We start from the raw sequence: 26,084 nt of genomic DNA on the forward strand, positions 1-26,084 counted from the left end.
GCGCGGGCGAACCCGGATTGCGACCATCCGGATCGGAACGGTCGACGACCCGCCGAAATGCCGGTATGCCACCGATTTTCCCGATCCCGGGCCGGGAGGTTGCCCGCAGACCTGCTCCCCTTGTCCCGATCGTCAGGCTGTAGTACCGTCCAGACAGGTGTCCAACGGGGTGTGGACAGGCATGACACACGGAGGGTTCGAACGATGACGTTGGTCCGGCCACGACAGGTTTCCGGCGGCGAACACGAACACGGCCACCTCGAGGAATTCCGCACCGACCCCATCGCGCTGATGCAGCGGGTGCGTACGGAGTGCGGGGATGTCGGCTCGTTCCGGCTCGCGGACAAGGACGTCATCCTGCTGTCCGGCGCCGAGGCCAACGAGTTCTTCTTCCGCTCCACCGACGAGGCGCTCGACCAGAGCGCCGCGTACCCGTTCATGAAGCCGATCTTCGGCGAGGGCGTGGTGTTCGACGCCAGCCCCGAGCGGCGCAAGGAGATGCTGCACAACCAGGCGCTGCGCGGCGATTTCATGAAGGGGCACGCGGAGACCATCGCCCGCGAGGTGGACGCGATGCTGGCCCGCTGGGGCGATGCCGGCGAGATCGATCTGCTGGAGTTCTTCGCCGAACTCACCATCTACACGTCCTCGGCGTGCCTGATCGGCGTGAAGTTCCGCAACGAGCTCGACGGCCGCTTCGCGCACCTCTACCACGAGCTCGAGCAGGGCACCGACGCGCTGTGCTACGTCGATCCGTACGCCCCCATCGAGAGTTTCCGCCGCCGTGACGAGGCGCGCGCGCAACTGGTCGAGCTGGTGCAGGGCATCATGAACAACCGCATCGCGAATCCGCCCACGGGCAAGGACGATCGGGACATGCTCGACGTGCTGGTGTCGATCAAGGACGAGGAGGGCGGGCTGCGCTTCTCCGCCAGCGAGGTCACCGGCATCTTCATCTCGATGATGTTCGCCGGCCACCACACCACCTCCGGCACCGCCGCCTGGACGGTCATCGAACTGCTCCGCAATCCGGAGGTGCTCGCGGGCGTGACCGCCGAGCTCGACGAGCTGTACGCGGACGGGCAGGACGTGAGTTTCCACGCGCTGCGCCAGATTCCGCAGCTGGACGCGGTGGTGAAGGAGACCCTGCGGCTGCATCCGCCGCTGATCATCCTGATGCGCGTCGCCCGCGACGAGTTCGAAGTGTGCGGAAACAGCATCGCCGCGGGCGATCTGGTGGCCGCCACGCCGGCGATCTCCAACCGCCTGCCCGAGGACTTCCCGGAACCGGACCGCTTCGACCCGGGCCGCTACCTGGACCCGCGCCAGGAGGATCTGACCAACCGGTGGACCTGGATTCCGTTCGGCGCCGGTCGGCACCGCTGCGTGGGCGCCGCGTTCGCGCAGATGCAACTGAAGGCGATCTTCTCGATCCTGCTGCGCGACTGGGAGTTCGAGATGGCCCAGCCATCGGACAGCTACCGCAACGACCACTCCAAGATGGTGGTGCAGTTGCAGCAGCCGTGCACGGTCCGCTACCGCCGCCGCGTGCGCTGAAGCGTCGCGAAGGTCAGCTCTGCGGCCGGTCCTCGGGAGGCGGGGCGACCTGCCGTGGAGTGACTCGGATCACACCTCGGTCCAAATCCAGCGATTCGATCTCGAACGGCTGGTCGCCGGTACCCGCGTCCTCCCCGCTCTCCTTGCGGATCTTCGGACCCGGAAAGAGCTCACCGATCTGTCCCATCACTCCACCGTACGTGCCGGTACCGCCCGGCCGCCGGGCGATCGTGACAGAAAATTGTCCTCGGCTATTGACGGGCATCACCTCGGGGATGTTATAAATTTAGGCGAGGCTTACCTCGTGAAGACGAGCCTAACCTCGCCAAGCTGCCCACTGATGCGCTCCGAGGCCCGCCATGTACGTCTGTATCTGTAACGCCGTCACCGAAGCGGACGTCCACGACTGCGTCGCCGCAGGCGCCGGAACGACCGGCCAGGTCAAGCGAGCTTGTGGCTGGAAGCCTGGCTGTGGCAGTTGCACCACCCGCCTGGCCCAGCTGGTGCGCGACGCGCGCACCAGCGACACGGTCGAACCGACCGCCGCCTGACCCGACACGGACCTCCATACGCCTCCAGTCATCGTGGCCTGTGCCACGATGGCTAACCATGGAAGGCGACAAGGAAATCATCACGGTGCTCAACGAGCAACTGACCGCCGAACTGACGGCGATCAACCAGTACTTCCTGCACGCCAAGATGCAGGAGAACTGGGGCTTCACCCGGCTGGCCAAGCACACCCGGCACGAATCCATCGATGAGATGAAGCACGCCGAGACGCTGACCGATCGAATCCTCTTCCTCGAGGGCCTGCCGAACTACCAGAAGCTCAACCCGCTGCGTATCGGCCAGACCGTGCCCGAACAGCTGAAGGCCGACCTGCAGATCGAGATGGAAGCCGTGGAACGGCTGCGCCGGGGCATCGACCTGATGCGCTCGCGCGGCGACGTCACCTCCGCCCGCATCTTCGAGGAGATCCTCGAGGACGAGGAAGGCCACGTCGACTATCTGGAAACCGAGCTGGAACTGATCGAGAAGCTGGGTGAGCCGCTGTACCTCCAGCGCTACACCAAGGCCGGGGAAGACGACTGATCCCTCGCGACACGTGAGCTGACATCGTCGCCGGCCCCGCCGTCGGCGGCGCCGTCGTGAGCGCCGCCTCCGCCCATGGACTTGCATAATGCACACCATGTGTAGTAGCTCTTTAATTAGGGTTGCTCGGCAGAGGGAAGTACCAGGATGGCCATGCCCGTATCGTCGGCCCGCCCCCGCGCCCTGATGACGGTGCTCGTACTCGCGGGAATCACCGCATCACTCACGCAGACACTGGTGGTGCCCCTGCTGGGCCAGCTACCGCAGATCCTGCACACCAGCAGCTCGAACGCCACCTGGGTGGTGACGGTGACCCTGCTGGTCAGCGCGGTCACCAATCCGGTCTCCGGACGGCTCGGCGACCTGTACGGCAAACGCCGGATCCTGCTCGTCTCCGTGGCGCTGCTCATCGCCGGAGCGGTGGTGTGCGCGCTGGCGAGTTCGCTGGTGCCGATGATCATCGGACGCAGCCTGCAGGGCATGGGTTCCGGCATCGTCCCGCTCGGGATCAGCGCGCTGCGCGATCTGCTGCCGCCCGAGCGGGTCGGCTCGGCCATCGCCATGATCAGCTCCTCGCTCGGGGTCGGCTCGGCGCTGGGCCTGCCGATGGCGGCGGTGGTGATGGAGAACAGCAGCTGGCGGGTCCTGTTCTGGGGCCTCGCGGCGCTGGCCGTGCTGATCGGCGTCCTCATCGTCGCCCTGGTCCCGTCCACCGGCACCGGCGATCCGAACGGCCGTTTCGATCCGCTCGGCGCGATCGGGCTGGGCGTCGGCCTGGTGACCCTGCTGCTGGCGGTGTCCAAGGGCGCCGCCTGGGGCTGGACCAGCACCGGCATCCTCACCCTGATCGCGGTGGGGCTCGTGGCGCTGGCGCTGTGGGCCTGGTGGGAACTGCGCAGCCGCTATCCGCTGGTCGACCTGCGCACCACCGGACGACCGCAGGTGTTGTTCACCAATGCCGCCTCGTTCGTGGTCGCGATGGCCATGTACGCGCAGGCGCTGCTGATTCCGCAATTGCTGCAACTCCCCCTCGCCACCGGATACGGCCTGGGCCAGTCGATGATGACCATGGGTCTGTGGATGGCGCCCAACGGCATCATGATGGTGCTGATGTCGCCGGTGAGCGCGCGCTTGTCGGCCGCGCGCGGGCCCCGGACCACCCTGCTGACCGGATGTCTGATCATCGCGACCGGCTACGCGGCCTCCACGGTGATGCTCAGCCACACCTGGACGCTGCTGATCGTCACGATGATCATCTACACCGGCGTGGCGTTCTCCTACGGCGCCATGCCCGCGCTGATCATGGCGGCGGTGCCGCATTCGGAAACCGCCGCCGCCAACGGCTTCAACACGCTCATGCGCGCGGCCGGAACCGCCGTGTCGGCCGCGATCATCGGCGCGGTCCTGGCCCAGATGACCCGGAACTTCCACGGCCACAGCATCCCCACCGCCGCGGGCTTCCACACCGGGCTGCTGATCGGCTGCGGCGTGGCGCTGCTGGCCGCCGCCATCACCGCCACCATCCCCCTGCGCGGCCGGCTCACCCCGGCCGAATCCACCACCGCCACACCGGAACCCACGACCACCGCACCGGAATCGGCGGCCCTGCCGGTAGACCGCTGACAGCCGGGTCGACCACCCAGCGGCCTCGGGTCACCGCCCCGCGGCCCGGGTCGCCACCTGACAGCCTGGGGACATCGTCCGGCGGCCTCGGGACACTGTCCGGTGCTCGCCGGGCCGCGCGGCGGCCTCAGGACAGCACCCGCGGCCAGGGGTAGAACGCCAGGTGTAGTAGCAGGATGACCAGTAGCGCCAACAGCACCGCCGCCAGCGGATGCGCGCGGCGCTCCAGGTAGCCGATGGTGCGGAACAGGGTGGGGAACGGCACTTCCCGGGCCCGGAAGGCGGCCAGCAGACTCGGCACGATCACCCACATCACCGCGATCAGGCCGTAGAGCACGTACGCGCCGACGAAGGTGCCCGGATGCATCTGCCGGGCGCCGGCGGCGAACCCGACACCGACCACCAGTGCGGCGATCGCGAGCACGAGGTACCCGCCCATGCCCTGGTAACGGACCTCGTCGGGATCGGTGGTCATCCGCCCGTTCGCGGTGACCTGCCGTCCGCCCACCACCCCGGCCCGGGTCGGACTCGTGATCAGTTGCGGCACGGCGTAATAGGCGACCACGACGATCACGAACACCACCGCGAGCCGCACCCAGGAGTGCCGGATCTCCAGATGGCCGATGGTCGCGGAGATCGTCGGCCAGTCCGCGATCCGGAACACCGCGATCAACTCCGGCACCGCGACCGCGAGGCCGGCCAGGCCCCACATCAGATATCCCCAGAACTCCGCCGACCGCCCGCCCGTCGCCGGTACCACAGCAACCGCATCTGTCATGGCACTGGTCTACCACCGCGGTACGACACCGGCATCGCTTCTGCCGGAAGACGATCGGTCACCGTGCGACCACACGGCCCACCGCCGATACCCCCACGCGGTGATCCACCGGGCCCGAGGAGGCCGGGTGGATCACCGGTGGGATCAGCGTGCGGGAGCGGTCAGGTCGTAGACCGCGACGCCGTCCACCGTGGTGGCGGTGTAGTGCTGTTGCACCCAGGCGGTGATCTTCGCGCTCTCGGTGTCGCGGTCGTCGCCGAATCCACCGCGGCCACCGCCGAGGAAGTAGTGGATCCTGTGCTCCGCCACGTACTGCTGGAACCGCGCCAGGGTGGGGGCCGGGTCGCCGCCGCTGAATCCGCCGATCGACATCACCGGCACCTCGCTCTCCAGCTGATAGGAGTTGGCCGAATGCGAGGACACGGCCGCTCCGGCCCAGGTGTAGGAACCGGCGTTCTCCCGCAACATCGCGATGACCCGCTCGCTCGGCGTGGCGCCGAAACCCGGTCCACCCCGACCCGGCGCACCCGCGCCTCCGGCCCCGACCGGCGCACCCGGATTCCCGGTGCCACCCGGCGCGCCCGGGTTACCCGGTCCACCCTGACCCGGCGCACCCGGTCCTGAGGCACCGTTGCCACCCGGACCGGCGTCGCCCGCGTCGTTGCGGCCGACAGCACCACCCGGGCCGGGCTGGTTCGGGGACCAGCCCTGACCGGGACGGACGGGACCGTGTCCCATCGGGCCACCCCAGCCCCGGCCCGCCACCCGCGGACCCGCCGAGGTGCCGCCGCCTCCGTGGGCGGCGGAGGCCAGCGAGTCGGCGGTGTAGGCCACCGGACCGGCCAGGCCGACGAGCACCGCCGCCAGCGCCGCCACCGCGGCGGCCCGGCCGCGCAGTGGAACCAGCAGCGCCACCGCCGCCGCCACCCCGGCCACCAGCACGGTCCAGCGCAGCCAGGGGAAGAAATCCGGGGTGCGCGACAGCACCGACCAGGCCGTCGCCACGGTGAGCGCCACGCTCAGCGCCAGGGCGATCCGCACCCACACCCGCTCGCGTTCCCGCCACAGCAGCACACTGCCGCCGCCGATCAGCGCCGCGACCGCCGGGGCCATCGTCATCGTGTAGTAGGAGTGGAAGATCCCCGTCATGAAGCTGAAGACCAGGCCGGACACCAGCAGCCACCCGCCCCACAGCAGCAGCGCCGCGCGCTGCGGATCGGTCCGCGAGAAACGTTGCACCGCAACCGAACCGGTCACGATCCGGCCGCGCAGCACCAGACCGGCCAGCAGCAGCGCCAGCGCCGCGGGCACCAGCCAGGTGATCTGCCCGGCGAGTTCGGGCTGGAACAGCCGGGTGATGCCCGGGGTGCCGGAGCGCGGCCCGCCGCCGTCGGAACTCAGCCGTTGCAGGCCGTTGTAGCCGAGGGTCAGATCGAGAACCGAATTGTCCTCCGAGCCACCGATATACGGCCGGGAGTCGACCGGCCACAGCTGCGCGATCAGCACCCACCAGCCGGCGCCGACCAGCAGACCCGCTGCGGCCGCGCACAACTGGCCGATTCGCACGACCAGCCGCCGGGGCCCGGCCACCAGGTAGGCCAGCGCCAGCCCGGGCACGACCAGCATCACCTGCAATTGCTTTGCGAGAAAACCGAATCCGATGAACAGTCCGGTGAGCACCAGCCACCGCCAGCGCCCGGAGGCCAGCGCGCGGGTCATCGCCCACGCCGCGGCCACGATCAGGAAGGTCAGCGCCGCATCGGGGTTGTTGAACCGGAACATCAACGCCGCCACCGGAGTCAGCGCCAGCACCAGCCCGGCGAGCAGGCCCGCGCCCGGCCCGAACGGCCGCCGCACGGTCGCCCACAGCACCGCCACCGAGGCCACGCCGAGCAGTACCTCGGGCATCAGCATGCTCCAGCTGCTGAACCCGAACAGCCTGGCGGACAACTCCATCGGCCACAGCGACAGCGGAGTCTTGTCGACCGTGACGATGTTGCCCGGATCCAGCGACCCGAAGAAGAACGCCTTCCACGACCGCGCACCCGACTGCACCGCCGCGGCATAGAACTCGTTCGCCCAGCCGTTGGCGGTCAGCCGCCAGAAGTAGGCGACGGCGGTGCCGATCAGCAGCAGGGCCAGGCCGGGCCGCTCCCAGCGAGGCCGGGACGAGGTGGCCTCGGGGGCGGTGTCGGGCGGCACGTCGGCGCGCGTGACAGTCTCGGTCATGATGCCGATCCTGGGCCTTGTCACTTCCACCTGCCTGGGGTGTCGCTGCGAATGCGCTGTGAGCCGCTTCGCCACCGCTGAGCAGCGGGTACCGTGCGTGCCGAGGACGGCCGGGTGTCGATATGCTTCGCGCGATCGCCGGATCACCGGGCAGGTCGACCGCGGGTCACGACACTCGTGACCGAGACGTTCGCGCGCCGACCGGGCCGTCGAGCACCGTGAACCGGAGAGGAATCGTGGAATGAGCCTGCAGATGGACGTCGTGGGCCTGTACATGCGGATGACGGCGCTGCGCAGCATGAACACGCCCGAGCGCGCCCGTGCCCGCATCGGCGCGCCCAAGGGCTCCGCGCTGCCGCCGTCTCGGCTCAGCGGCCGGCACCGCGTCGAACGCCGGACCGAGGGCGGCTTCACCTGCTACACCATCACGCCCCGGCAGCGCCGCCCCGAGCGCAGCGCGCTCTATCTGCACGGCGGCGGCTACATCTCCGAGATCGTCCGCCAGCACTGGGCCCTGATCTCGCAACTGGCCGACCAGGGCGTCCGGGTGGAGGTACCCCTCTACGGCCTGGCGCCACAGCACCACTACCGCGAGGCCTACGAGTTCCTGACCACCGTGTACCGCCGGGCGGTGACCGCGCCCGACGCCACCCCGATGACGATCGTCGGCGATTCCGCCGGTGGCGGCCTCGCGCTGGGCTTCACCCAGACCCTGCCGGGCCGGCACCTGCCGCCGCCGGCCCGGCTGATCCTGATCGCCCCCTGGCTGGATCTGACGATGTCCAATCCGGACTGCGCCTCGATCCAGGACCCGTGGCTCAGCCGCACCGGCCTCCTCGCCGCGGGCGCCGCCTGGGCGAACGGCGACGACCTCGCCGATCCCCGGCTGAGCCCGATCAACGGCCCGCTCGACCGGTTACCGCCGACGGATGTCTACATCGGCACCCGCGACCTGTTCCTCCCCGACGTCCTACTGCTGCGGCAGCGATCCGCCCGCGTCTCGGTCACGGTGTGCCAGGACGCGATCCACGTCTATCCGCTGGTCCCGGTCCCCGAGGGCCGGGCCGCGGCGCGCACCATCGTGGACACGGTCGCCACGGCCTGACCCGGTGCCCGGGCACGGCTGCACGGGGCCGGAAATCGTCCCGGCCCCGAATCACCCGGCTACGGGGTGGCGGAGTGGGCGGCGGCCAGCACCATGTCGACCACGGCGTCGGCATAGCTGCCGCGCACCGATTTCCGCTCGAAGTGGGCCCGGTAGATCACCGGCGCCATCAGCAGATCGGTCAGCAGGCCGAGGTCGGCCGACGGGGAGAGTTCGCCGCGCTCGACCCCGCGGCGCAGCACCCGCTCGTAGGTGCCGCGGAAGTCGGTCACGGAGTTGCGGCGGACCTCGTCGAGTTCCGGTTCCCGGGTGGCCGCGTCGATGAACGAGGCGAAGACTCGGCCGCTGTCCCGGCTCGAGACGTAGGCGACCAACTGCCGCACCAGCACCAGCAGGTCGGCGCGCAGCGCTCCGGTGTCCGGCTCGTCCACCGGTCGTTGCAGCGAGGTGATCGCGGCGTGCACCAGCTGGGCCCGCGAACCCCAGCGTCGATAGATCGTCGCCTTGCTGACCCCGGCGGCCGCGGCCACGGTGTCGACGGCCAGGCCGTCGACACCGTGCTCGGCGAGGATCTCGATGGTCGCGCGCAGGATCACTTCCTCCGAGGCGAGCGGGCGCGGCACGGGCGGTCCTTTCGACGGGCCGGCCGGCCGCACGGGGTGCGCGCCGCCGGAATCGGACGGTCAGAAGGTGCCGATACCGGCGGCCTCGTTGCGTTCACGCCACTGCGACTTCGACATCCGGGTGACGTCGACATCGGCGGCCGCGGCGCGCAGGGCGCCGACGGTGGCCTGCTCCTTCGGGGTGTGCCGGAAGGGATCCCAGTCGAAGAACCGGCAGGCGTTCTGCCAGGTGATCTTGTGGATCTCGTCCGGGGCGACACCGGCCTCCTGGAACTCCGCCCACGCGTACTCCGGGGATTCGGGCCAGGTGGTGTCGGTGTGCGGGTAGTCGCACTCCCACGCGATGATGTCGGTCCCGATCCGGTCACGCAGCAGCAGCCCGGACGGATCGGTGATGTAACAGGCCAGGATGTGCTCCTTGAACACCTCACTGGGCAGCTTGCCGCCGAAGTCGTTGCCGCCGTGCAGCCAGGCCTGATTGGTGAAGTGCCGGTCGATCCGGTCGTAGTAGAAGGGGATCCAGCCGATCCCGCCCTCGGACAACGCGACTCGCAACGTCGGGAACTTCCGCAGCGTCGGGCCGAACAGCAGATCCTGCGCGGTGATCGCGGAGATCTGGCAGGCCAGCACCATCAGATGATCCACCGGCGCCTCGTCGGGCCGCTTGATCACATCGAAGCCCGCGCCGATGTGCAGCGAGAGCACCATGTTCTCCTCGCACAACGCCTCCAGCATCGGATCCCAGTGTCCGGACAGGAAACTCGGGAAGCCCTGGACGTGCGGGGTCTCCAGGAAACTGATCGAGCGGCAGCCCTTCTTCGCGAGCCGGCGCACCTCGGCCACGGCGAGATCCACATCCCACATCGGCACGATGCCCAGCGGGATGAACCGGCCCGGATAGGTGCCGCACCATTCGTCGACGGCCCAGTCGTTGTACGCCTGCAACATCACCAGCGCGAGTTCCTTGTCGGCGGCCTCGTGGAAGGTGCGCGCGTTGAACCCGGCCATGGTCGGGAAGCACATCGAGGCCAGCACGCCGTTGGCGTTCATGTCCCGGACCCGCTCGTGCACATCGAAACAGCCCGGGCGCAATTCGCTGTAGGCGCCGGGGTTGAAACCCCACTCCTCCTTCGGCCAGCCCACGGTGGCGGCCATCCCGAACGGCGTGGAGGTGGCCTGGCCCTGGAAGACCCACTCGTCGACACCGTGGGCATTGCGCACCACCTTCGGTGCGTCGTCCCGCCATTTCTCGGGTACGTGGTGGGTGTACATGTCCGGCGGCTCGATCATGTGGTCGTCGATGCTGACCAGAATCATGTCCTCGAGCTTCATGGCAACTCCTTCGAGGGTCCTGCGATGCGGTGATGGGTCGGAAACGGAATGACGGTGGCCGACACGGCAGCACGGTGGAACTGCTCCACCCCGTCGACCCGGCGCACACCGGCCCCCACCGCGAACAGTGCCTGCGCCTTGAAAGCCTTTGCGGCGGAACTCAATCGGTGTTCGAAGGGATCGTGGTCGGCGCCGCCGGCGTTCCACAACCGGACCTCGGTGCGGCCGCGGTCGCGCGCCGCGCCGACCAGCGCGCGGACCTGCGCGTCCTCCTGATAGAGCGCGGCGTCCACGGCCACCGCCTGCGGGCCCGGGGCGTCGAGCGCGGCGTCCAGGCGGTGCAGGCCGGCGGCGAAGGTGCCGAGGATGCGCAGCGGCCGGCCGTTACCGCGCTCGGCGACCAGGGCGTACACCATCCAGCCCGCCATCACCTGATCGAACAGCCAGCCGCCCGCGTGCCGGACCACCTGTTCGGTGTCGGGCGCGACGACCACCAGGCGGTGCCGCAGCCCGCACCGGCGTTCGGGCGGCGTGGTCGTGGTGGCAGGGCGCATGGCGACTCCCTTCGGCTGCACGGTGGTCAGGCGACGACGCCGCGAACCTTCAGGTCCACGACGGTATCCCAGTCCAGACCCAGTTCGGCGAGGATCGCGTCACCGTGCTCGTTGAACTCCGGGGCCCGGCCCGGCACCGGCGCCTGCCCGCCGTAGTGCACGGGTGCGGCGGCCAGCTGGAACGGCGTGCCCGCGGCCGTCCGGCATTCCTGCACGTAGCCGTTCGCGACGACCTGGGGATCGTCGAGCAGCTCCAGCGTGGTCTGCACCGCGGTCCACTGACCACTGAAACCGGCCAGCGCCGTGCGCCATTCGTCGAGGGGACGCGACGCGAAGACCTCCTTCAGGATCTCGACCGCCTCGGCGCAGTGCTCCAGCAGCGCGCTGTGACCGGCGAAGCGCGGGTCGGTGGCCAGTTCCGGCCGGCCGATCAGCGTGCACGCCTCGGGCCAGTACTTGCTGCCCTGGAGGCAGCACAGCGCGACCCATCGTCCGTCCTGGGTGGCATAGTTGCCGACCAGCGGATTCAGCCGGGCCCGGCCCTCCGGCGGCGGCATCCACGGCACCTTCATCAGCAGCGACAGCGCCACCGCCTGGCCCATCGCCCAGATCCCGGTGCCCAGCAGCGAGACGTCGACGGTGGTGGCCTCGCCGGTGCGCTCCCGGTGGAACAGCGCGCCCATGATGCCGCCGGCGATGGTCATGCCGCCGATGGAATCGCCGAAGCCCGGCGCGGGCGGGTTGGACACACTCGTGGCGTCGGCCTGGGTCATCGCCATCGCCACACCCGGACGCGCCCAGAAGGCCAGCGAGTCGTAGGAGCCGGCGTCGGCCTCCGGACCCTTGTCGCCCTGGCCGGTGCCTCGCACATAGATGATGTTCGGGTTGTGCTCGCGGATGGTGTCCACATCGATCTGCAACTTCTGCCGCACCCGCGGCAGCTTGTTGGTCAGGAACACGTCCGCGGTGGCGGCCAGTTTGTACAGGATGTCCCGGCCCTCGGCCGAGTTCAGGTCCAGGCCGAGGCTGCGCTTGCCGCGATTGGAATGTTCCAACAGCACATGGACGTCGGAGGGGATGTCCACCACGCCGGTCGCGCCGAGGCCACGCATCGCGTCGCCGCGCTCCACGTGCTCGATCTTGATCACTTCGGCGCCCCAGTCGGCCAGCAGCGCCGACGCCGCGGGGACGAAGGTGTGCTCGGCGACTTCGAGGACGCGGACACCCTGCATGACTTCGGTCATCTACGACCACCCATCGAACTTACGAGACGAGACTGTCTCGTTTACTTTCGTCGCTCGCGGACATATAGTCAAGACCACGGCAGTACTCGGGCGCGCTCTCCCGGACTGTCCAATATCACTGTCCTCCAACACTTCTCGCATCCTCCGGCCTGTCCGGAGCGGGGGCGGCGGGGACCTCGGAGGCGCAACCGCGGGGCCGGTCGGCGCCGGTGCAGGAACAGGAGAGAGCAATGCAGCTGGAGGGATCGTCCGCCCTGGTGGTCGGCGGCGCCGGCGGGTTCGGCGCGGCCACCGTGCGGCGGCTGGCCGAGGCCGGGGTACACGTGGTGATCGCCGACCTCAACGACGAGCGCGGCAAGGCCCTGGCCGCCGAGCTCGGCGACCGGGCCGAATATCTGCGCACCGATGTCACCAGCGACGAGTCGGTGCGCGAGGCGATCACCGCCGCCACCTCGGCGGCGCCGCTGCGTACCGTGGTGATCGTGCACGGCGGCCCGGTGGCCGCCCGGCGCATCGTCAACCGCGCCGGTGAGCCCTACTCCGCGGACATCTTCGCCCGCACCCTCGACATCTACCTCACCGGCACCTACCGGGTGCTCAGCCTCGCCGCCGGCGCGATGACCCAGAACGAGCCGCTGGAGTCCGGGCAGCGCGGCGTGATCATCGCGACCGCCAGCATCGCGGGCTTCGAAGGTCAAGTGGGGCAGAGCGATTACTCGGCGGCCAAGGGCGGCGTCATCGGCCTGACCCTCACCGCCGCGCGCGACCTGGCGCCGACCGGCATCCGCGTGATGACGATCGCGCCGGGCACCTTCTACACGCCCGCCTACGGCCCGGACGAGGCCGCGGTGCAGGCGAAATGGGGCCCGTCGGTGCCGAATCCGAAGCGGATGGGCAGCGCCGACGAGTACGCCCGGCTGGCCGTGCACATCGCGGACAACGACTATCTGAACGGCACCGTGATCCGCATCGACGGCGCGCTGCGGTTCAACATCTGAGATCGTGGGGAGTTACGCCGATGTTGTGGGAATTGAGTGCCGACCAGGAGTTCTTCCGGGACACCACCGCGAAGTTCCTGGACGAGCAGGTGCCGGTGGAGACGATCCGGCGGCGGCGGCACGAGCCGAACGGGTTCGACGCCGAATACTGGCGGCGCGGAGCCGATCTGGGCTGGACGTCGCTGCTGGTCGGCGAGGAGGCCGGCGGCGGCAGCATCAGCGGTGATCCGGTGGTGGATCTGACGCTGATCGCGTACGAGTTCGGGCGGCACGCTGCCCCCGGACCGCTGCTGTCGTCGAATGTGGTGGCCGCCGCGCTGGCCGAGGCCGGAACCCGTCCCGAGGTGGTGGCCGAACTGCTCGCCGGGACCGCCGTCGCCGGCTGGGCCCACACCGAGCCGCGCCGCGGCCTCGGCGAGATCGGGCTCCAGATCCGGGTCGACGGTTCGGAACTCGTGCTCGACGGGGTCAAGCGCCCGGTCGAGGCCGCCGGACAGGCGAAATACCTGCTGGTCAGCGGCCGCACCGGCGACGGGTTCACCCAGGTGCTGGTGCCCGCCGACACCGCGGGCGTCGCGATCACCGGATTGCAGACCGTCGACCTCAGCGCCCGCTTCGGCACGGTGACGTTCACCGGCGCGCGCCTGCCGATCGAGGCCGCCGTCGGTGAGATCGGCGGCGCCGCAGCACAACTCGAACGGCAGCTGCAACTGGCGCTGGTCGTGCAGACCGCGGAGACCGTCGGCGCCATGCAGCGCGGCTTCGACATGACCGTGGACTGGGCCGCGGACCGCTACTCCTTCGGCCGGCCGCTGGCCTCCTACCAGGCGATCAAACACCGCTTCGCCGACCTGAAGTCGTGGCTGGAGGCGTCGCACGCCATCGCCGACGCCGCGGCCGCGGCCGTCTCGGCCCGCACCGCCGACGCCGGTGAGCTGGTCAGCGTCGCCACGGCCTACATCGGCGAATACGGCGCGGAGCTGATGCAGGACTGCGTCCAGTTGCACGGTGGCATCGGGCTCACCTTCGAGCACGATCTGCACCTGTTCCTGCGCCGCGTCACCGTCAACCGGGCGCTGTACGGCACTCCGGCACAGCATCGGGCGCGGGTCGCCGACATCGCCATCGAGCGGGAAGGTTTTGCGGCATGAGCGGTCAGCGGCCGGAGGCGGCAGCGGAGCGTAACCACGGAGGCCGCCCGCACCTGCCCGGAAAGGAATCAGCATGAGCGTCGATGTCTCTGATGTCGCTGTCGGCGAGGACGTCGAGAGTTTCCGGGCGCGGGCGCGGGACTGGATCCGCGGTAACCTCGGCCCGTTCTCGCACGAGACCGCGATGGGTCTGAGAAGTGTTCCGGCGGAAGAGGAATTGGCGGCCGTCGCCTACGACCGGCAGTTGCAGCGCAAGTTCTACGACGCCGGATTCGCGGGCATCGCCATTCCCCGCCGGTACGGCGGGCTGGGGCTGACCGGCGCCCATCAGCGGGCGTTCAACGAGGAGCTCGCCGGGTTCGAATGCGCCACCCGGTTCCAGATTCCGACGCTGTGCCCTTGTGCCGCAGTACTTCTCGACTTCGGTACCGAGGAGCAGAAGCAGCGGCACATCCCGGCGATGCTGCGCGGCGAGGAGATCTGGATGCAGTTCCTCTCCGAGCCGTCCGGTGGCTCGGACGTCGCGGGCGCGCTGACCACCGCCGTCCGTGACGGCGACGACTGGGTCATCAACGGCTCCAAGGTGTGGACCACCGGCGCCTGGTGGTCGGACTGGGCGCTGTGCCTGGCCCGGACCAACTGGGACGCACCGAAACACCGTGGCCTGACGGTGTTCATCATGCCGATCCAGCAGGCCGGCGTCGATGTGCACCAGATCGAGATGCTCAACGGCGCCAAGGACTTCTGCCAGGAGTTCCTCACCGATGTCCGGGTGCCCGACACCGATCGGGTCGGCGCGGTCGACGACGGCTGGACGGTGGTGACGCGCTGGATGTTCCACGAGCGCACCCTGTTCAACTCGCCGTACGTGACCTACCCGCAGGGGCAGGTGCACACCGTGGCCGACGCCTCCCCGGCCGAGATCGCCCGGGACGCGGGCGTTCTCGACGATGCACGGGTGCGGGATCTGATCGGTGAGGCCCGCATCCTGGAACTCGTCGGCGACGCGTTGCAGCAACGGATCGCCTCCGGGATGCGCTCGGGCCGGATGTCGGACCAGTCCGCCGCGATCGGCCGGCTGTTCCGCGGCGTCGCCGGAACCCGCGCGGCCACCATCAAATTCGACATCGCGGGGGCCGAAGCCGCCGCCTGGTCCGAGGACGACGGCGGAATCACCGAGGCCGGCAACAGTTTCCTGATGCGGCAGGTGGCCTGTATCGGCGGCGGTACCACGGAGATGGCCCGCAACGTGGTCAGCGAACGGGTGCTCGGTTTCCCTCGGGAACAGTTGCCCGATCGCAATGTGCCGTTCCGGGAGATCCCGCGCGGCGGGAACCGGTAGCCGCTCGCCAGGGGTAGGAAACCCGGACATACCCGCGTACCGTCAGGTGCGGAGATTCGCTGATTATTCGCTATCGACGGCGCGTCCGCCAGACGCGCCTGGATAGGGGTGTACAGCTATGGCACAGATATCGTCCGCACTGCGACGGTGCTGCCTCGCCGTCGCAGCGACGAGCTTCGTTCTCCTTCCGGTAGCCGGTTCCCTGGTCCACCCGGGCGTGGCCACGGTCGCCCAGTGCAACGGCGGCGGATGTACCGTGGTCGGCCCGTTCCGCCCCGGCGGGGGTGACCCGAGCGGTGGTAACGACCGGGCCCGGCCCGGCAACGACACCTTCCCCCGGGGAACGCACATCTTTCCCGACAACGCCCCCTCCTCCGGAGTGCTGAACTCGAATCTCCCGTCGTCGGTGATTCCGCACGGCCTGTCGCAACAGCCGGGCATGTCCAACGTGGCGCCGAACAACACACCTGCTCCGGAGACCTCGGTGTCGCCGGAGGAGACCTCGCCGGACAACCTCGTGTGACCGCGGGTTCAGGCGAACTCCCGGTGGTGGTCCAGCCACCACCGGGCGATGTCGGCGCGCCGGGCGAACCACACGTCCCCGCGCGAGAGCGCGTGGTCCAGGAAGTCGCGCACCGCCCGCGCCCGGCCCGGCATCCCGGCCCAGCGGCCGTGCAGCCCGATGGTCATCATCCGGGGGTGGGTGGCGCCCTCGTCCCACAGATCGTCGAAACCCATTGCCAGATACCGGAAGAACGAGGTGGGGTCGGCGTATCCGGGGAAGGCGAACCGCATGTCGTTGAAGGTCAGTGAATACGGCACCACCAGGTGGGTGCCCGCCCCGGTCTCGGTGAAATAGGGCAGATCGTCGTTGTAGGCGTCGGAATCGTACAGGAATCCGCCCTCGGCGGCCACCAGTTCCCGGGTGTGCACCGAGGGGGTGCAGCGCGAATGCCAGCCGACCGGCCTTGTCCCGCACGCGGATTCGATGTCGGCGACGGCCCGCGCGATGTGCTCGCGCTCCTCCGCCGGGGTCAGCCGCCAGGGCTCCTCCCAGCGCCAGCCGTGCGCCATCGGCTCGTGCCCGGCATCGGCGATGTACTTGCCCATCTCCGGATTCTCCAGCAGCGCACGGGCACAGCAGTTGAAGGTGGCGGGCAGCCCGTACTCGTCCAGCAGACGGGCCAGTCGCCAACTGCCGGAACGACTCTCGTATTCGAAGCTGGACTCGACGCACAGATCCCGGATGCCGGGCTTGGTGGGGTTGATGGCAACGCCGAACTCCCCCACCGCCTCCCGGCGGCCGTCCCCGGCGGCGAAGCTGTACTCGGCTCCGGCCTCGTAGTTGATCACCAGGCTGACCGCGATCCGCGCACCCTGCGGCCAGACGACCCGGGGTGGCACCCGCCCGTAGCCGACGAAATCCCGGCGCGGTCCCGATTGCTCACGCATGGACAACCTCTCGTTCGGTCGTGGTCCGCACCCGGCTCGCCACCAGATAGGCCGCGGCGGCCAGCGCCGCACCCAGCGCCCAGGAGAACGGGGCGGCCTGATGCCAGGCGGGAATCAGCGCGACCGGGATCGCGACGACCGCGCCGATCGCGGCCGCCGTCATGGCCCGCGGATTGACCCCGCGCCGATACCAGTAGCGGCCCCCGCCCTCGGTGTACAGGTCCGCGACCACCACCGCGCCGCGGCGCACCAGGTAATAGTCGGTGGCGATGACCCCGAACAGCGGGCCGAGCAGCGCGCCGAGCCCGCCGACGAAGTAGTCCACGACCACCGGACTGGAGTACAACGCCCACGGGCACACCAGGATCGAACCGATCGCGGCGATGAACCCACCGCGTTCGAAGGTGATGTACCGCGGCGCGATATTGGAGAAGTCGAAGGCCGGCGACACCACGTTCGCGGCCACGTTCACGCCGACGGTGGCGGCGGTGAACACGATGGTCGCGACGATCATCACCGGAGTGTTGTCCAGCCGTTGCACCAGCTGGATCGGATCGGTGATCGCGCTGCCGAACAGTTTCGCACTGCCGGTGGTGACGACCGCGACGGTGACCGCGAAGACCAGGAAGTTCACCGGCAGCCCCCAGAGATTGGCCCGCCGCATGGACCGCAGACTCGGGCTGGACCGGGTGAAATCACTGATGTTGAGCAGGAAGGTGCCGAAGAACGACACGATCAGCGCCACGATCGACGCGAACGCCAGCACCGACGAACCACCGTGCACCCGCTCGATCGGCACCTGGAATCCGGGCGCCCAGTCCGTCCGCACCAGCACCCAGCCCAGCAGTACGAACATCACCAGGTAGACCGCGGGCCCGGCCCAGTTCTGATATCTGCGGACCGCTTCCATCCCGTGCCGCACCACCAGCAATTGCAGTGCCCACAGCAGCATGAACGAACACCAGCCCAGCGCCGACAGGCCGAGCACGTGCGGCTTGTTCCACGACGCCAGCCCCGGCGCCAGCCGCAGCACCAGCGCCGAGACGGCCACCGAGCCCAGATAGGTCTGCACCCCGTACCAGAACACCGCCAGCACGCCGCGCACCAGCGCGGGCAGGTTGGCGCCGAAGACGCCGAAGCTGATCCGGGCCACCACCGGATACGGCACCCCGGTGCGCTGCCCGATCGCGCCGCTGAGGTTCATCAGCACATAGACGATCGCCAGGGCGACGACCATGGCGGCCAGCACCGTCGCGGTGCTCAGGCCGCGGAAGAAGAATCCGATCGCGAAGGTATAGGCGCCGACGTTGTGCAGCACCGACATCCACAACGCGAAGACGCTGTATCCGTTCCAGTCCCGGGTGGTGGCCGGCGCGAGGTCCGGATTGTGCAGTCGCGCACTGATCGGCGGCGGTTCGGACATGACGACTCCTCGAATATCAGCCGGCCAGACCGGCTTCGACGTACTGCTGGAAATCCCGCACCGCGGCGACGTCGGCGGCGGTGAAATGGCGCGGGTGGTCCTGGATGTGGACGGAGACGGTGCCGACGGTCCGGCCGTCGCGGCGGATCGGCGCCAATATCTGGGCGTAGACCCGCATCTCGTCGATCAGCGAGGCCGGCGGCCGGATCGGATGGGTCCGGGTGTCGGACTGCACCAGCAGATCACCGGTCTCGACCAGATGGCGGTAGGTGGGATAGTCGGCCGGATTGATCGGACTGCCGGACCGCATCGACGGCACGCCGGGAGCCGCCTCCTCGGCGACCAGGGCCGGAAAGCCGGACTCGTCGGCCAGCCGCAGGGTGACCCGGCTGGCCCCGGTGGCGCGCAGCAACCGGCGGCACCGATCGGAGTAGTCGGCGGCGGTCACGCGACCGCCGCCCGGAATACATCCGCGCGGCCCGCGCATTCCGGCGTACATGCGAGCGGCCGCGAACAATTCGATATCGGAGACGGCCGTGCGCCATTTCCGGCAAATCCGCCGGAAACAGCCGATCGACTTTCCCCGGCGATACCGGATCGGTGCACCGGCAACAGCTGCGCACCACACCCGGCAGTGTGGCCGAATTCGCACCCGGGCCGGTCCCGACCGGCATCGGTCCCTCTCATGAAATACGCACCTCCACCTCGATCGATCACTCCGATGTCGATAGTCTGGAAATGAAGGAGTCCGAAGTCAACGAATTCCGACGTATACTTCGCGAGGTATACGCAGCCGGAAACACGGTCGAAACATCGGTGGCGCGAATAGTTAGCACGCACGTGTTACCACTGATTCATGGCGTCACCGACATCCGCTCCCGGGCATGCGCAACTGCCCCCGGTCCCGCCCCCGGTGCAGAATATGCTGCGGCAGTGCGGGCCCGGCATGCCGCCGTTGCGGGAACGGGTGCGCGACGTGCTGCGCGACTGGATCGCCATCGGGCGCCTCACCCCCGGTATGCGGCTGTTCGAACAGGATCTGGCCGGTGTGCTGGGCATCTCCCGGGTGCCGGTGCGGGAGGCGATCCGGCTGCTCGAGGCCGAGGGGTACGTGACCGTGCAGGGTCGTCAGGTCCGGGTGCGGGCGCTGGAACCGGCCTCGGTGGCCCACTTGTTCGACGTCTGCGAGACGCTCGAGGCGCTGGCGGCCCGGCAGGCCGCCGAACAGATCACCGCCGCCGGGGCGCAACGCCTGCGCGAGGTGCTCGAACTGGGCCGGGCCCGGCTCGCCGCCGGCGGCCGGCCCATCTCCGACGGGTGCAATATGGCGCTGCACGAGGAGATCTCGCGGCTGGCCGGCAACGAGGTGCTCGACAACGTCCTGGCCCCGCTGCGCGGCCGGGTGCAGTTCCTGCTCCGGCACGGCAGCGAGAACGACCGGATCGTCACCGAGCACGCCGCCATCACCGAGGCGGTCACGGCGGGACAGCCGGACCTCGCCGCCGAATTGTCCGCAGCGCACATGCGCGCCACCCGCAGAGAGATTCTGGCCGGGCTGCCCGGATGAGCGGCCACCACCGGACATGGCCATCGCGTGCGGGCGAGACGCCCGACGACACACGGTCCGCGTCGGCCGATGCCGGGACCGGACCGCGGCATTCGGTGGACAGCCCGCTCACCCCGGCCGTAGCGTCGCGGATATGACCATCGCCGACGACTTCTGGGCCGATGCCCGCAGGCACCTGGTGCGGTACGCCGGGGCCGGTGACTTCACCCCGGAGATCATCACCCGGGCCGCAGGCAGCTTCGTGTACACCGAAAGTGGCCGGGAGATACTGGATTTCACCTCCGGGCAGATGAGTGCGATTCTCGGGCACGCACATCCGGAGATCGTCGAGACCGTGCGGCGGCAGGTCGGCGAGCTCGACCATCTGTTCAGCGGGATGCTCAGCCGGCCGGTGGTGGAGCTGGCCCGGCGGCTGGCCGGGACACTGCCCGAGCCGCTGGCGAAGGTGCTGCTGCTCACCACGGGCGCGGAATCCAACGAGGCCGCGATCCGGATGGCCAAGCTGGTCACCGGGAAACACGAGATCGTCTCGTTCGCCCGGTCCTGGCACGGGATGACCCAGGCCGCGGCGGGGGCCACCTACAGCGCGGGCCGCAAGGGATACGGCCCGGCCGCGCCGGGCAATTTCGCACTGCCCGCACCGAATTCGTTCCGGCCCGACTTCGCCACGGAGACAGGCGAACTCGACTGGCAGCGGCAGCTGGACTTCGGCTTCGAGCTGATCGACGCGCAGTCCACCGGCAGCCTGGCCGCCTGTCTGGTGGAGCCGATCCTGAGTTCCGGCGGCGTACTCGAGCCGCCCGTCGGATATTTCGCCGCGCTGCACGAGAAGTGCCGGGAACGCGGCATGCTGCTGATCCTCGACGAGGCCCAGACCGGCCTGTGCCGCACCGGATCCTGGTACGCCTTCGAACGCGACGGCATCGTGCCCGACATCCTCACGCTGTCGAAGACGCTGGGTGCGGGTCTGCCGCTGGCGGCGGTGATCACCAGCGCCGAGATCGAGCAGCGGGCACACGATCTCGGCTATCTGTTCTTCACCACCCACGTCTCCGATCCGCTGGTGGCGGCGGTCGGCAACACCGTGCTGGACGTGTTGCGGCGGGATCGGCTCGACGAACGCGCCACCGTGCTCGGCGCATTCCTGCGCACCGGCCTGGATCAGCTCGCCGCACGGCATCCGGTGGTCGGCGACGTGCGCGGCCGCGGCCTGCTGCTCGGGCTGGAACTGGTCGCCGAGCCCGGAGCCGGCCGGGGCGCCGACGAACTCGGCGCGCTGGTGACCCGGCGCTGCCTGGAGCTCGGCCTGCACATGAACATCGTGCAGTTGCCCGGCATGGGCGGGGTGTTCCGCATCGCGCCGCCGCTGACCGCGACCGAGGACGAACTCGCCCTCGGTCTCTCGATCCTGGACAAGGCGCTGGGCGAGGCCGCCGGCTGACACTGCGGCGACCGCGCCCGGTCACTCACGACTGTGCGGTGGCCTGCCGGTGCGGCAGCTTCCAGCCCGGCCGCGGGAAGTGGCAGGTGTAGCCGTCCGGGTAGCGCTGCAGGTAGTCCTGGTGCTCGGCCTCGGCCGGCCAGAACGGCACCGCCGGGCTCACCTCGGTGACCACCTTGCCCGGCCACAGGCCCGACGCCTCGACATCGGCGATGGTCTCCAGCGCCACTCGCTTCTGCTCCTCGTCGAGGTAGAAGATCTCCGAGCGGTAGCTGGTACCGATGTCGTTGCCCTGCCGGTTCTTCGTGGTCGGATCGTGGATCTGGAAGAAGAACTCGAGCAGCGCCCGATAATCGGTCCGCGCCGGGTCGTAGGTGATCTCCACGGCCTCCGCATGGCCCGGGTGGTTTCGGTAGGTGGGGTGATCGTTGCGGCCACCGGTGTAGCCGACCTGTGTCGACACCACTCCGGGCTGCTTCCGGAGCAACTCCTGCACACCCCAGAAGCACCCACCGGCCAGGATCGCCGTCCGCGTTTCGGTCACGCTTCCTCCTTCACGAGCACGTCTCAACGACTCTTTCTACAACCGCCGGGGGGCCGGGAAAGTTCCGGTCACGCCCGCCGTCACAGTTCGGTCATCGGTCCCACAGCGGGGAGTCGGTCACCGTGTGCAGATGCCGCGCGGATTCGATGTCGACGTACTCGGCCAGGGCCAGGGTTTCCGCCGACAGGATGTTGGCCTTCATCATCCGCAGCACGAACGCCGGACGTTCCGCCAGCGCGCCGGCCAGCGCGAGTACTTCCTCGTGCAGGGTCTCCGGATCGAACAGCCGGGTGACCAGCCCCTGCTCCCGCGCCTGCGCCGCGGTGAACTTCTCGGGGAACAACAACAGTTCACGGGCGCGGCCGCCGCCGACGGCCCGTGTCAGCGACCACGCCAGCCCCATGTCGCCGGACACCCCGACATCGAGGAAGGCGGTGCGGAACCGGGCCCGCGTGGAGGACCAGCGGAAATCGCAGGCGCAGGCCCAGCCCATCGCCGCCCCGGCGCAGCCGCCGTCGATCGCGGCGATGGTGATCTGCGGCATCGTGTGCAGCAGCGTCGCCGCGTGGTAGCTGGGGCCGAGCCGTTGCAGCGTCGCCTGTTCCGTGTCGTGCCCGCCGCCCAGATCCGCTCCGACGGAGAAATCGCCACCGGCGCCGCGCAGCACCACCACCCGTGCGTCACCGGCCGCGATGGCGCGCAGCGCGTCGTACAACTGCTCGCACATGCCGATCGTGACGCCGTTGCGGCGCGTCGGCCGATCGAGGGTCACCACCGCGACCGCACCTTGCCGCTGGACCGTTACCTCGGAAACCGCACCCATACCCATCCTGCCGACGAGAACCTTGATCTCGACATTAAGAATAACGTTCTTGCACACATTCCGGATACCGGCCCCCATATCTACTACGATTTGTCGTAGACATTGGCGCGACCGGAAGGGACGCACATGGCCGACGCGGTCACCCGGCAGCAGCACTCCGCCACCACCACCCTGCGAGCGGTCACGGTCGTCTTCGCGATCGCGCTGCTCGTGCACGGCGCCGATCATCTGCGACGCGGCATGAACACGGTGTCCGGCCTGGTGATGGCCCTCGGCACGATCCAGTTCGCACTGGCGGTGGCCGTCGTCGCGCTGGTGTTCGGCAGGCACCGGTACGCGCCGATCGCCGCGGTCGTCGTCGGATTCGCCAGTGCCGTCGGCTTTTTCGTGGTACATCTTCTTCCCGACTGGTTCGGCCCGTTGAGCGACAGCTTCATCCGTCCCCCGGCGGCTGCGAATGTCACCGGATTCTCCTGGTTCGCAGCGATTTTCGAGATAGTGGCGGATATCGCGATCGGCGTCGCCGGGGTCCGGGCGATACGCGTGGCGCCGCACACCGGCTGAGCACGGACAGGGCGGTGCCGAGCCGGATCGGCCGGGCGGCCACAGGTTCTCGTCCGTGTGTACGACAACGACGACCACTACTTCTTCTCTCCCGGGACCGGCCTCCACTCCCGCCTCCTACCGGACCGCCGGGCACCTGGACCCGGCGGTCGCCGCGGAGATCACCGGCTGGATCGGCGGACGCCCGGGTCAGGCGCCGATGTAGGCCGCGAGATGTTCGCCGGTGAGGGTCGAGCGGGCGGCGACCAGATCGGCGGGGGTGCCTTCGAAGACGATCCGGCCGCCGTCGTGGCCCGCGCCGGGGCCCAGGTCGATGATCCAGTCGGCGTGCGCCATGACCGCCTGGTGGTGCTCGACCACGATCACCGACTTGCCGGAGTCGACCAGCCGGTCCAGCAGGCCCAGCAGCTGCTCGACATCGGCCAGGTGCAGGCCGGTGGTCGGCTCGTCGAGAACGTAGACGCCACCCTTGTCCGACATGTGGGTGGCCAGCTTGAGCCGCTGCCGCTCGCCGCCGGACAGCGTGGTCAGCGGCTGGCCCAGCCGCAGGTAACCGAGCCCGACATCGGCCAGCCGCACCAGGATCGCGTGCGCGGCGGGGGTGCGCGCCTCACCCTCGGCGAAGAATTCGACGGCCTCGTCGACCGACATGGCGAGCACCTCGCTGATGTCGCACCCGCCGAAGTGGTAGTCCAGCACCGCGGCCTGGAACCGCTTGCCCTCGCACTCCTCGCAGGTGGTCGCCACCCCGGCCATCATCGCCAGATCGGTGTAGATGACCCCGGCGCCGTTGCAGGTGGGGCAGGCACCCTCCGAATTGGCGCTGAACAGCGCCGGTTTCACCCCGTTGGCCTTCGCGAACGCCTTGCGGATCGGCTCCAGCAGGCCGGTGTAGGTGGCCGGATTGCTACGCCGTGAGCCCCGGATCGGGCTCTGGTCCACCGAGACCACCCCGGCCCCGCCGGGCACCGAACCGTGTACCAGCGAACTCTTGCCCGAGCCCGCCACGCCGGTGACGACACACAGCACCCCGAGCGGGATGTCGACGTCCACGGCCCGCAGATTGTGTGTGGTGGCGCCGCGGATCTCCAACGCGCCCTTCGCCTTCCGCACCGATTTCCGCAGCGCGGCCCGGTCGTCGAAGTGCCGGCCGGTGATGGTGCCGCTGGACCGCAGCCCGTCCACGCTGCCCTCGAAGCAGACCGTGCCGCCCGCGCTGCCCGCCCCGGGGCCGAGATCGACGATGTGGTCGGCGATCACGATGGTCTCCGGCTTGTGCTCCACCACCAGCACCGTGTTGCCCTTGTCCCGCAACCGCAGCAGCAGTTCGTTCATCCGCTCGATGTCGTGCGGGTGCAGGCCGGTGGTGGGCTCGTCGAACACGTAGGTGACGTCGGTGAGCGAGGAGCCGAGGTGGCCGACCATCTTCACCCGCTGCGCCTCACCGCCGGACAGCGTGCCCGCGGGCCGGTCCAGCGACAGGTAGCCGAGGCCGATCTCGACGAACGAGTCGAGCGTGCCGCGTAGCGTCTCCAGCAGCGGCGCCACCGACGGCTCGCCGAGCCCGCGCACCCAGGCGGCCAGATCGCTGATCTGCATCGCGCACGCGTCGGCGATGCTGATGCCCTCGATCTTCGAGGACCGCGCCGCCTCGCTCAGCCGGGTGCCGTCGCACTCGGGGCAGGTGGTGAAGGTGACCGCGCGCTCCACGAAGGCCCGGATGTGCGGCTGCATGCCCTCCTTGTCCTTGGCGAGCATCGACCGTTCGATGCGCGGGATCAGCCCCTCGTAGGTCATGTTGATCCCGGCGATCTTCATCCGGGTCGGCTCCTGCCGCAGGAAGGCGTGCAGTTCCTTCTTGGTGTACTTGCGAATCGGCTTGTCCGGGTCGACCAGGCCCGACTCCCGGTACAGCCGCGCGTTCCAGCCGCCGGAGGTGTAGCCGGGGACGGTGATCGCGCCCTCGTTCAACGACTTCGAATCGTCGTAGAGCTGGGTCAGGTCGATGTCGGTGACCGCACCGCGGCCCTCGCAGCGCGGGCACATGCCGCCGGTGATGCTGAAACTGCGCCGCTCCCGGACCTTTTCGCCGTTCTTCTCCAGTGTGACCGCACCCGCCCCGCTGATCGAGGCGACGTTGAACGAGAACGCCTGCGACGAACCGATGTGCGGTGTCCCCAACCGGCTGAACAGGATTCGCAGCATCGCGTTGGCGTCGGTGGCGGTGCCGACGGTGGAGCGCGGGTCCGCACCCATCCGCTGCTGATCGACGATGATGGCCGTGGTCAGCCCCTCCAGCACGTCGACGTCGGGCCGGGCCAGCGTCGGCATGAAACCCTGCACGAAGGCGCTGTAGGTCTCGTTGATCAGCCGCTGCGACTCCGCGGCGATGGTGCCGAACACCAGTGAGCTCTTACCCGAGCCGGATACGCCGGTGAAGACCGTCAACCGGCGCTTCGGGATCTCGATGCTGACGTCGGCGAGGTTGTTCACCCGCGCACCGTGCACGCGGATGAGGTCGTGACTGTCGGCGACGTGGGAAGCGGACCGCGCGGTCTTCGCCGTGGTGGCCGGGCTCATCATCTCTCCATCTGTCTCTTCAGGCAGCACTCGGGCTCGATCCATTCGGCACCCACCATAGG

At 69.3% G+C, this 26,084-nt stretch carries 25 protein-coding genes; 12 read left to right on the forward strand and 13 right to left on the reverse strand.

What is annotated here, in order from left to right:
* Nucleotides 1-204: 204 nt before the first annotated feature.
* Nucleotides 205-1,557 carry a cytochrome P450 gene (locus LBW94_RS24190; RefSeq protein ID WP_225059069.1) on the forward strand — a complete coding sequence of 451 codons (1,353 nt, stop codon included), beginning with the start codon at nucleotides 205-207 and terminating at the stop codon, nucleotides 1,555-1,557.
* 13 nt (nucleotides 1,558-1,570) lie between these two features.
* Here LBW94_RS24190 and LBW94_RS24195 read toward each other — a convergent pair whose 3' ends face one another.
* Nucleotides 1,571-1,744: a hypothetical protein gene (locus LBW94_RS24195; RefSeq protein WP_225059068.1), complete on the reverse strand. Its 174-nt coding sequence runs from the start codon at nucleotides 1,742-1,744 to the stop codon at nucleotides 1,571-1,573.
* A gap of 172 nt (nucleotides 1,745-1,916) precedes the next feature.
* Here LBW94_RS24195 and LBW94_RS24200 point away from each other — a divergent pair, with 172 nt between their 5' ends.
* The 3 genes from LBW94_RS24200 to LBW94_RS24210 all read left to right on the forward strand — a co-directional run bounded on the left by LBW94_RS24200 (nucleotide 1,917) and on the right by LBW94_RS24210 (nucleotide 4,272).
* A complete protein-coding gene (locus tag LBW94_RS24200) occupies nucleotides 1,917-2,108 on the forward strand; it encodes a (2Fe-2S)-binding protein (RefSeq protein WP_225059067.1) in 192 nt (63 codons plus the stop codon).
* 58 nt (nucleotides 2,109-2,166) lie between these two features.
* Entirely contained in the window at nucleotides 2,167-2,649 is a 483-nt protein-coding gene (gene bfr, locus LBW94_RS24205; RefSeq protein WP_225059066.1) for a bacterioferritin, read from the forward strand.
* A gap of 147 nt (nucleotides 2,650-2,796) precedes the next feature.
* Complete coding sequence (locus LBW94_RS24210) at nucleotides 2,797-4,272, forward strand: MFS transporter (RefSeq protein WP_416276941.1); 1,476 nt, start codon at nucleotides 2,797-2,799, stop codon at nucleotides 4,270-4,272.
* A 127-nt stretch (nucleotides 4,273-4,399) separates the two neighbouring features.
* Here the strand turns inward: LBW94_RS24210 and LBW94_RS24215 are convergent, their stop codons facing one another.
* Nucleotides 4,400-5,050, reverse strand: coding sequence for a hypothetical protein (locus tag LBW94_RS24215; RefSeq protein ID WP_225059064.1), 651 nt, complete (start codon nucleotides 5,048-5,050; stop codon nucleotides 4,400-4,402).
* Nucleotides 5,051-5,194: 144 nt separating this feature from the next.
* Nucleotides 5,195-7,279 (reverse strand): glycosyltransferase family 39 protein, encoded by a 2,085-nt coding sequence (locus LBW94_RS24220; protein WP_225059063.1) that lies wholly within the window; start codon nucleotides 7,277-7,279, stop codon nucleotides 5,195-5,197.
* A gap of 241 nt (nucleotides 7,280-7,520) precedes the next feature.
* Between LBW94_RS24220 and LBW94_RS24225 the strand changes: the two genes are divergently transcribed.
* Nucleotides 7,521-8,384 carry an alpha/beta hydrolase fold domain-containing protein gene (locus LBW94_RS24225; RefSeq protein WP_225059062.1) on the forward strand — a complete coding sequence of 288 codons (864 nt, stop codon included), beginning with the start codon at nucleotides 7,521-7,523 and terminating at the stop codon, nucleotides 8,382-8,384.
* Between the two features lie 59 nt (nucleotides 8,385-8,443).
* Here the strand turns inward: LBW94_RS24225 and LBW94_RS24230 are convergent, their stop codons facing one another.
* From LBW94_RS24230 to LBW94_RS24245, 4 genes are read right to left on the reverse strand one after another with little or no spacing between them, the layout of a single operon-like run.
* Nucleotides 8,444-9,007: a TetR/AcrR family transcriptional regulator gene (locus LBW94_RS24230; RefSeq protein WP_225059061.1), complete on the reverse strand. Its 564-nt coding sequence runs from the start codon at nucleotides 9,005-9,007 to the stop codon at nucleotides 8,444-8,446.
* Between the two features lie 60 nt (nucleotides 9,008-9,067).
* A complete protein-coding gene (locus LBW94_RS24235) occupies nucleotides 9,068-10,339 on the reverse strand; it encodes an amidohydrolase family protein (RefSeq protein ID WP_225059060.1) in 1,272 nt (423 codons plus the stop codon).
* Nucleotides 10,336-10,893, reverse strand: a complete 558-nt coding sequence (locus LBW94_RS24240) for a hypothetical protein (protein WP_225059059.1) — start codon at nucleotides 10,891-10,893, stop codon at nucleotides 10,336-10,338. Before LBW94_RS24240 ends, LBW94_RS24235 begins: the two co-directional genes overlap by 4 nt.
* Nucleotides 10,894-10,919: 26 nt before the next feature.
* A complete protein-coding gene (locus LBW94_RS24245) occupies nucleotides 10,920-12,137 on the reverse strand; it encodes a CaiB/BaiF CoA transferase family protein (RefSeq protein WP_225059058.1) in 1,218 nt (405 codons plus the stop codon).
* A gap of 230 nt (nucleotides 12,138-12,367) precedes the next feature.
* Between LBW94_RS24245 and LBW94_RS24250 the strand changes: the two genes are divergently transcribed.
* The 4 genes from LBW94_RS24250 (at nucleotide 12,368) to LBW94_RS24265 (ending at nucleotide 16,151) form a co-directional block, all read left to right on the forward strand.
* Nucleotides 12,368-13,135 carry an SDR family NAD(P)-dependent oxidoreductase gene (locus tag LBW94_RS24250; protein ID WP_225059057.1) on the forward strand — a complete coding sequence of 256 codons (768 nt, stop codon included), beginning with the start codon at nucleotides 12,368-12,370 and terminating at the stop codon, nucleotides 13,133-13,135.
* A gap of 20 nt (nucleotides 13,136-13,155) precedes the next feature.
* Complete coding sequence (locus tag LBW94_RS24255) at nucleotides 13,156-14,286, forward strand: acyl-CoA dehydrogenase family protein (RefSeq protein WP_225059056.1); 1,131 nt, start codon at nucleotides 13,156-13,158, stop codon at nucleotides 14,284-14,286.
* 73 nt (nucleotides 14,287-14,359) lie between these two features.
* The gene (locus LBW94_RS24260) at nucleotides 14,360-15,628 is read left to right on the forward strand and encodes an acyl-CoA dehydrogenase family protein (protein ID WP_225059055.1); all 1,269 of its coding nucleotides are present in this window, start codon (nucleotides 14,360-14,362) and stop codon (nucleotides 15,626-15,628) included.
* A gap of 256 nt (nucleotides 15,629-15,884) precedes the next feature.
* A complete protein-coding gene (locus LBW94_RS24265) occupies nucleotides 15,885-16,151 on the forward strand; it encodes a hypothetical protein (protein WP_225059054.1) in 267 nt (88 codons plus the stop codon).
* A gap of 8 nt (nucleotides 16,152-16,159) precedes the next feature.
* Here LBW94_RS24265 and LBW94_RS24270 read toward each other — a convergent pair whose 3' ends face one another.
* The 3 genes from LBW94_RS24270 to LBW94_RS24280 are packed head-to-tail and all read right to left on the reverse strand — an operon-like array spanning nucleotide 16,160 to nucleotide 18,951.
* Entirely contained in the window at nucleotides 16,160-17,080 is a 921-nt protein-coding gene (locus LBW94_RS24270; protein WP_225059053.1) for a polysaccharide deacetylase family protein, read from the reverse strand.
* On the reverse strand, nucleotides 17,073-18,503 hold the full coding sequence (locus LBW94_RS24275) for an NCS1 family nucleobase:cation symporter-1 (protein ID WP_225059052.1): 1,431 nt from the start codon (nucleotides 18,501-18,503) through the stop codon (nucleotides 17,073-17,075). Before LBW94_RS24275 ends, LBW94_RS24270 begins: the two co-directional genes overlap by 8 nt.
* 16 nt (nucleotides 18,504-18,519) lie before the next feature.
* Entirely contained in the window at nucleotides 18,520-18,951 is a 432-nt protein-coding gene (locus LBW94_RS24280; RefSeq protein ID WP_225059051.1) for a GAF domain-containing protein, read from the reverse strand.
* 408 nt (nucleotides 18,952-19,359) lie between these two features.
* On the opposite strand from LBW94_RS24280, the gene LBW94_RS24285 reads away from it, so the two are divergent.
* Both LBW94_RS24285 and LBW94_RS24290 read left to right on the forward strand, forming a co-directional pair.
* Entirely contained in the window at nucleotides 19,360-20,070 is a 711-nt protein-coding gene (locus LBW94_RS24285; RefSeq protein ID WP_225059050.1) for a GntR family transcriptional regulator, read from the forward strand.
* A gap of 133 nt (nucleotides 20,071-20,203) precedes the next feature.
* Nucleotides 20,204-21,511, forward strand: a complete 1,308-nt coding sequence (locus LBW94_RS24290; protein WP_225059049.1) for an aspartate aminotransferase family protein — start codon at nucleotides 20,204-20,206, stop codon at nucleotides 21,509-21,511.
* A 25-nt stretch (nucleotides 21,512-21,536) separates the two neighbouring features.
* Here the strand turns inward: LBW94_RS24290 and msrA are convergent, their stop codons facing one another.
* Together msrA and LBW94_RS24300 are read right to left on the reverse strand one after the other, a co-directional pair.
* Nucleotides 21,537-22,055: a peptide-methionine (S)-S-oxide reductase MsrA gene (gene msrA, locus LBW94_RS24295; RefSeq protein ID WP_225059048.1), complete on the reverse strand. Its 519-nt coding sequence runs from the start codon at nucleotides 22,053-22,055 to the stop codon at nucleotides 21,537-21,539.
* A gap of 91 nt (nucleotides 22,056-22,146) precedes the next feature.
* Complete coding sequence (locus LBW94_RS24300) at nucleotides 22,147-22,884, reverse strand: enoyl-CoA hydratase/isomerase family protein (protein ID WP_323137916.1); 738 nt, start codon at nucleotides 22,882-22,884, stop codon at nucleotides 22,147-22,149.
* Nucleotides 22,885-23,004: 120 nt separating this feature from the next.
* On the opposite strand from LBW94_RS24300, the gene LBW94_RS24305 reads away from it, so the two are divergent.
* A complete protein-coding gene (locus LBW94_RS24305; protein WP_225059046.1) occupies nucleotides 23,005-23,442 on the forward strand; it encodes a hypothetical protein in 438 nt (145 codons plus the stop codon).
* A gap of 189 nt (nucleotides 23,443-23,631) precedes the next feature.
* Here the strand turns inward: LBW94_RS24305 and LBW94_RS24310 are convergent, their stop codons facing one another.
* Nucleotides 23,632-26,022: an ATP-binding cassette domain-containing protein gene (locus LBW94_RS24310; protein WP_225059045.1), complete on the reverse strand. Its 2,391-nt coding sequence runs from the start codon at nucleotides 26,020-26,022 to the stop codon at nucleotides 23,632-23,634.
* Nucleotides 26,023-26,084 lie beyond the last annotated feature (62 nt).

This window comes from Nocardia sp. alder85J, assembly GCF_020176955.2.
Classification (GTDB): domain Bacteria; phylum Actinomycetota; class Actinomycetes; order Mycobacteriales; family Mycobacteriaceae; genus Nocardia.

Coding starts and splice junctions, on each gene's coding strand:
- LBW94_RS24200 (WP_225059067.1), top strand. CDS start 1,917: ATGTACGTCTGTATCTGTAACGCCGTCACCGAAGCGGACGTCCACGAC.
- LBW94_RS24250 (WP_225059057.1), top strand. CDS start 12,368: ATGCAGCTGGAGGGATCGTCCGCCCTGGTGGTCGGCGGCGCCGGCGGG.
- LBW94_RS24285 (WP_225059050.1), top strand. CDS start 19,360: ATGGCGTCACCGACATCCGCTCCCGGGCATGCGCAACTGCCCCCGGTC.
- LBW94_RS24275 (WP_225059052.1), bottom strand. CDS start 18,503: ATGTCCGAACCGCCGCCGATCAGTGCGCGACTGCACAATCCGGACCTC.
- LBW94_RS24260 (WP_225059055.1), top strand. CDS start 14,360: ATGAGCGTCGATGTCTCTGATGTCGCTGTCGGCGAGGACGTCGAGAGT.
- LBW94_RS24255 (WP_225059056.1), top strand. CDS start 13,156: ATGTTGTGGGAATTGAGTGCCGACCAGGAGTTCTTCCGGGACACCACC.
- LBW94_RS24235 (WP_225059060.1), bottom strand. CDS start 10,339: ATGAAGCTCGAGGACATGATTCTGGTCAGCATCGACGACCACATGATC.
- LBW94_RS24310 (WP_225059045.1), bottom strand. CDS start 26,022: ATGAGCCCGGCCACCACGGCGAAGACCGCGCGGTCCGCTTCCCACGTC.
- LBW94_RS24210 (WP_416276941.1), top strand. CDS start 2,797: ATGGCCATGCCCGTATCGTCGGCCCGCCCCCGCGCCCTGATGACGGTG.
- LBW94_RS24300 (WP_323137916.1), bottom strand. CDS start 22,884: ATGGGTATGGGTGCGGTTTCCGAGGTAACGGTCCAGCGGCAAGGTGCG.
- LBW94_RS24195 (WP_225059068.1), bottom strand. CDS start 1,744: ATGGGACAGATCGGTGAGCTCTTTCCGGGTCCGAAGATCCGCAAGGAG.
- LBW94_RS24220 (WP_225059063.1), bottom strand. CDS start 7,279: ATGACCGAGACTGTCACGCGCGCCGACGTGCCGCCCGACACCGCCCCC.
- LBW94_RS24245 (WP_225059058.1), bottom strand. CDS start 12,137: ATGACCGAAGTCATGCAGGGTGTCCGCGTCCTCGAAGTCGCCGAGCAC.
- LBW94_RS24190 (WP_225059069.1), top strand. CDS start 205: ATGACGTTGGTCCGGCCACGACAGGTTTCCGGCGGCGAACACGAACAC.
- LBW94_RS24290 (WP_225059049.1), top strand. CDS start 20,204: ATGACCATCGCCGACGACTTCTGGGCCGATGCCCGCAGGCACCTGGTG.
- LBW94_RS24215 (WP_225059064.1), bottom strand. CDS start 5,050: ATGACAGATGCGGTTGCTGTGGTACCGGCGACGGGCGGGCGGTCGGCG.
- bfr (WP_225059066.1), top strand. CDS start 2,167: ATGGAAGGCGACAAGGAAATCATCACGGTGCTCAACGAGCAACTGACC.
- LBW94_RS24305 (WP_225059046.1), top strand. CDS start 23,005: ATGGCCGACGCGGTCACCCGGCAGCAGCACTCCGCCACCACCACCCTG.
- LBW94_RS24240 (WP_225059059.1), bottom strand. CDS start 10,893: ATGCGCCCTGCCACCACGACCACGCCGCCCGAACGCCGGTGCGGGCTG.
- LBW94_RS24225 (WP_225059062.1), top strand. CDS start 7,521: ATGAGCCTGCAGATGGACGTCGTGGGCCTGTACATGCGGATGACGGCG.
- LBW94_RS24270 (WP_225059053.1), bottom strand. CDS start 17,080: ATGCGTGAGCAATCGGGACCGCGCCGGGATTTCGTCGGCTACGGGCGG.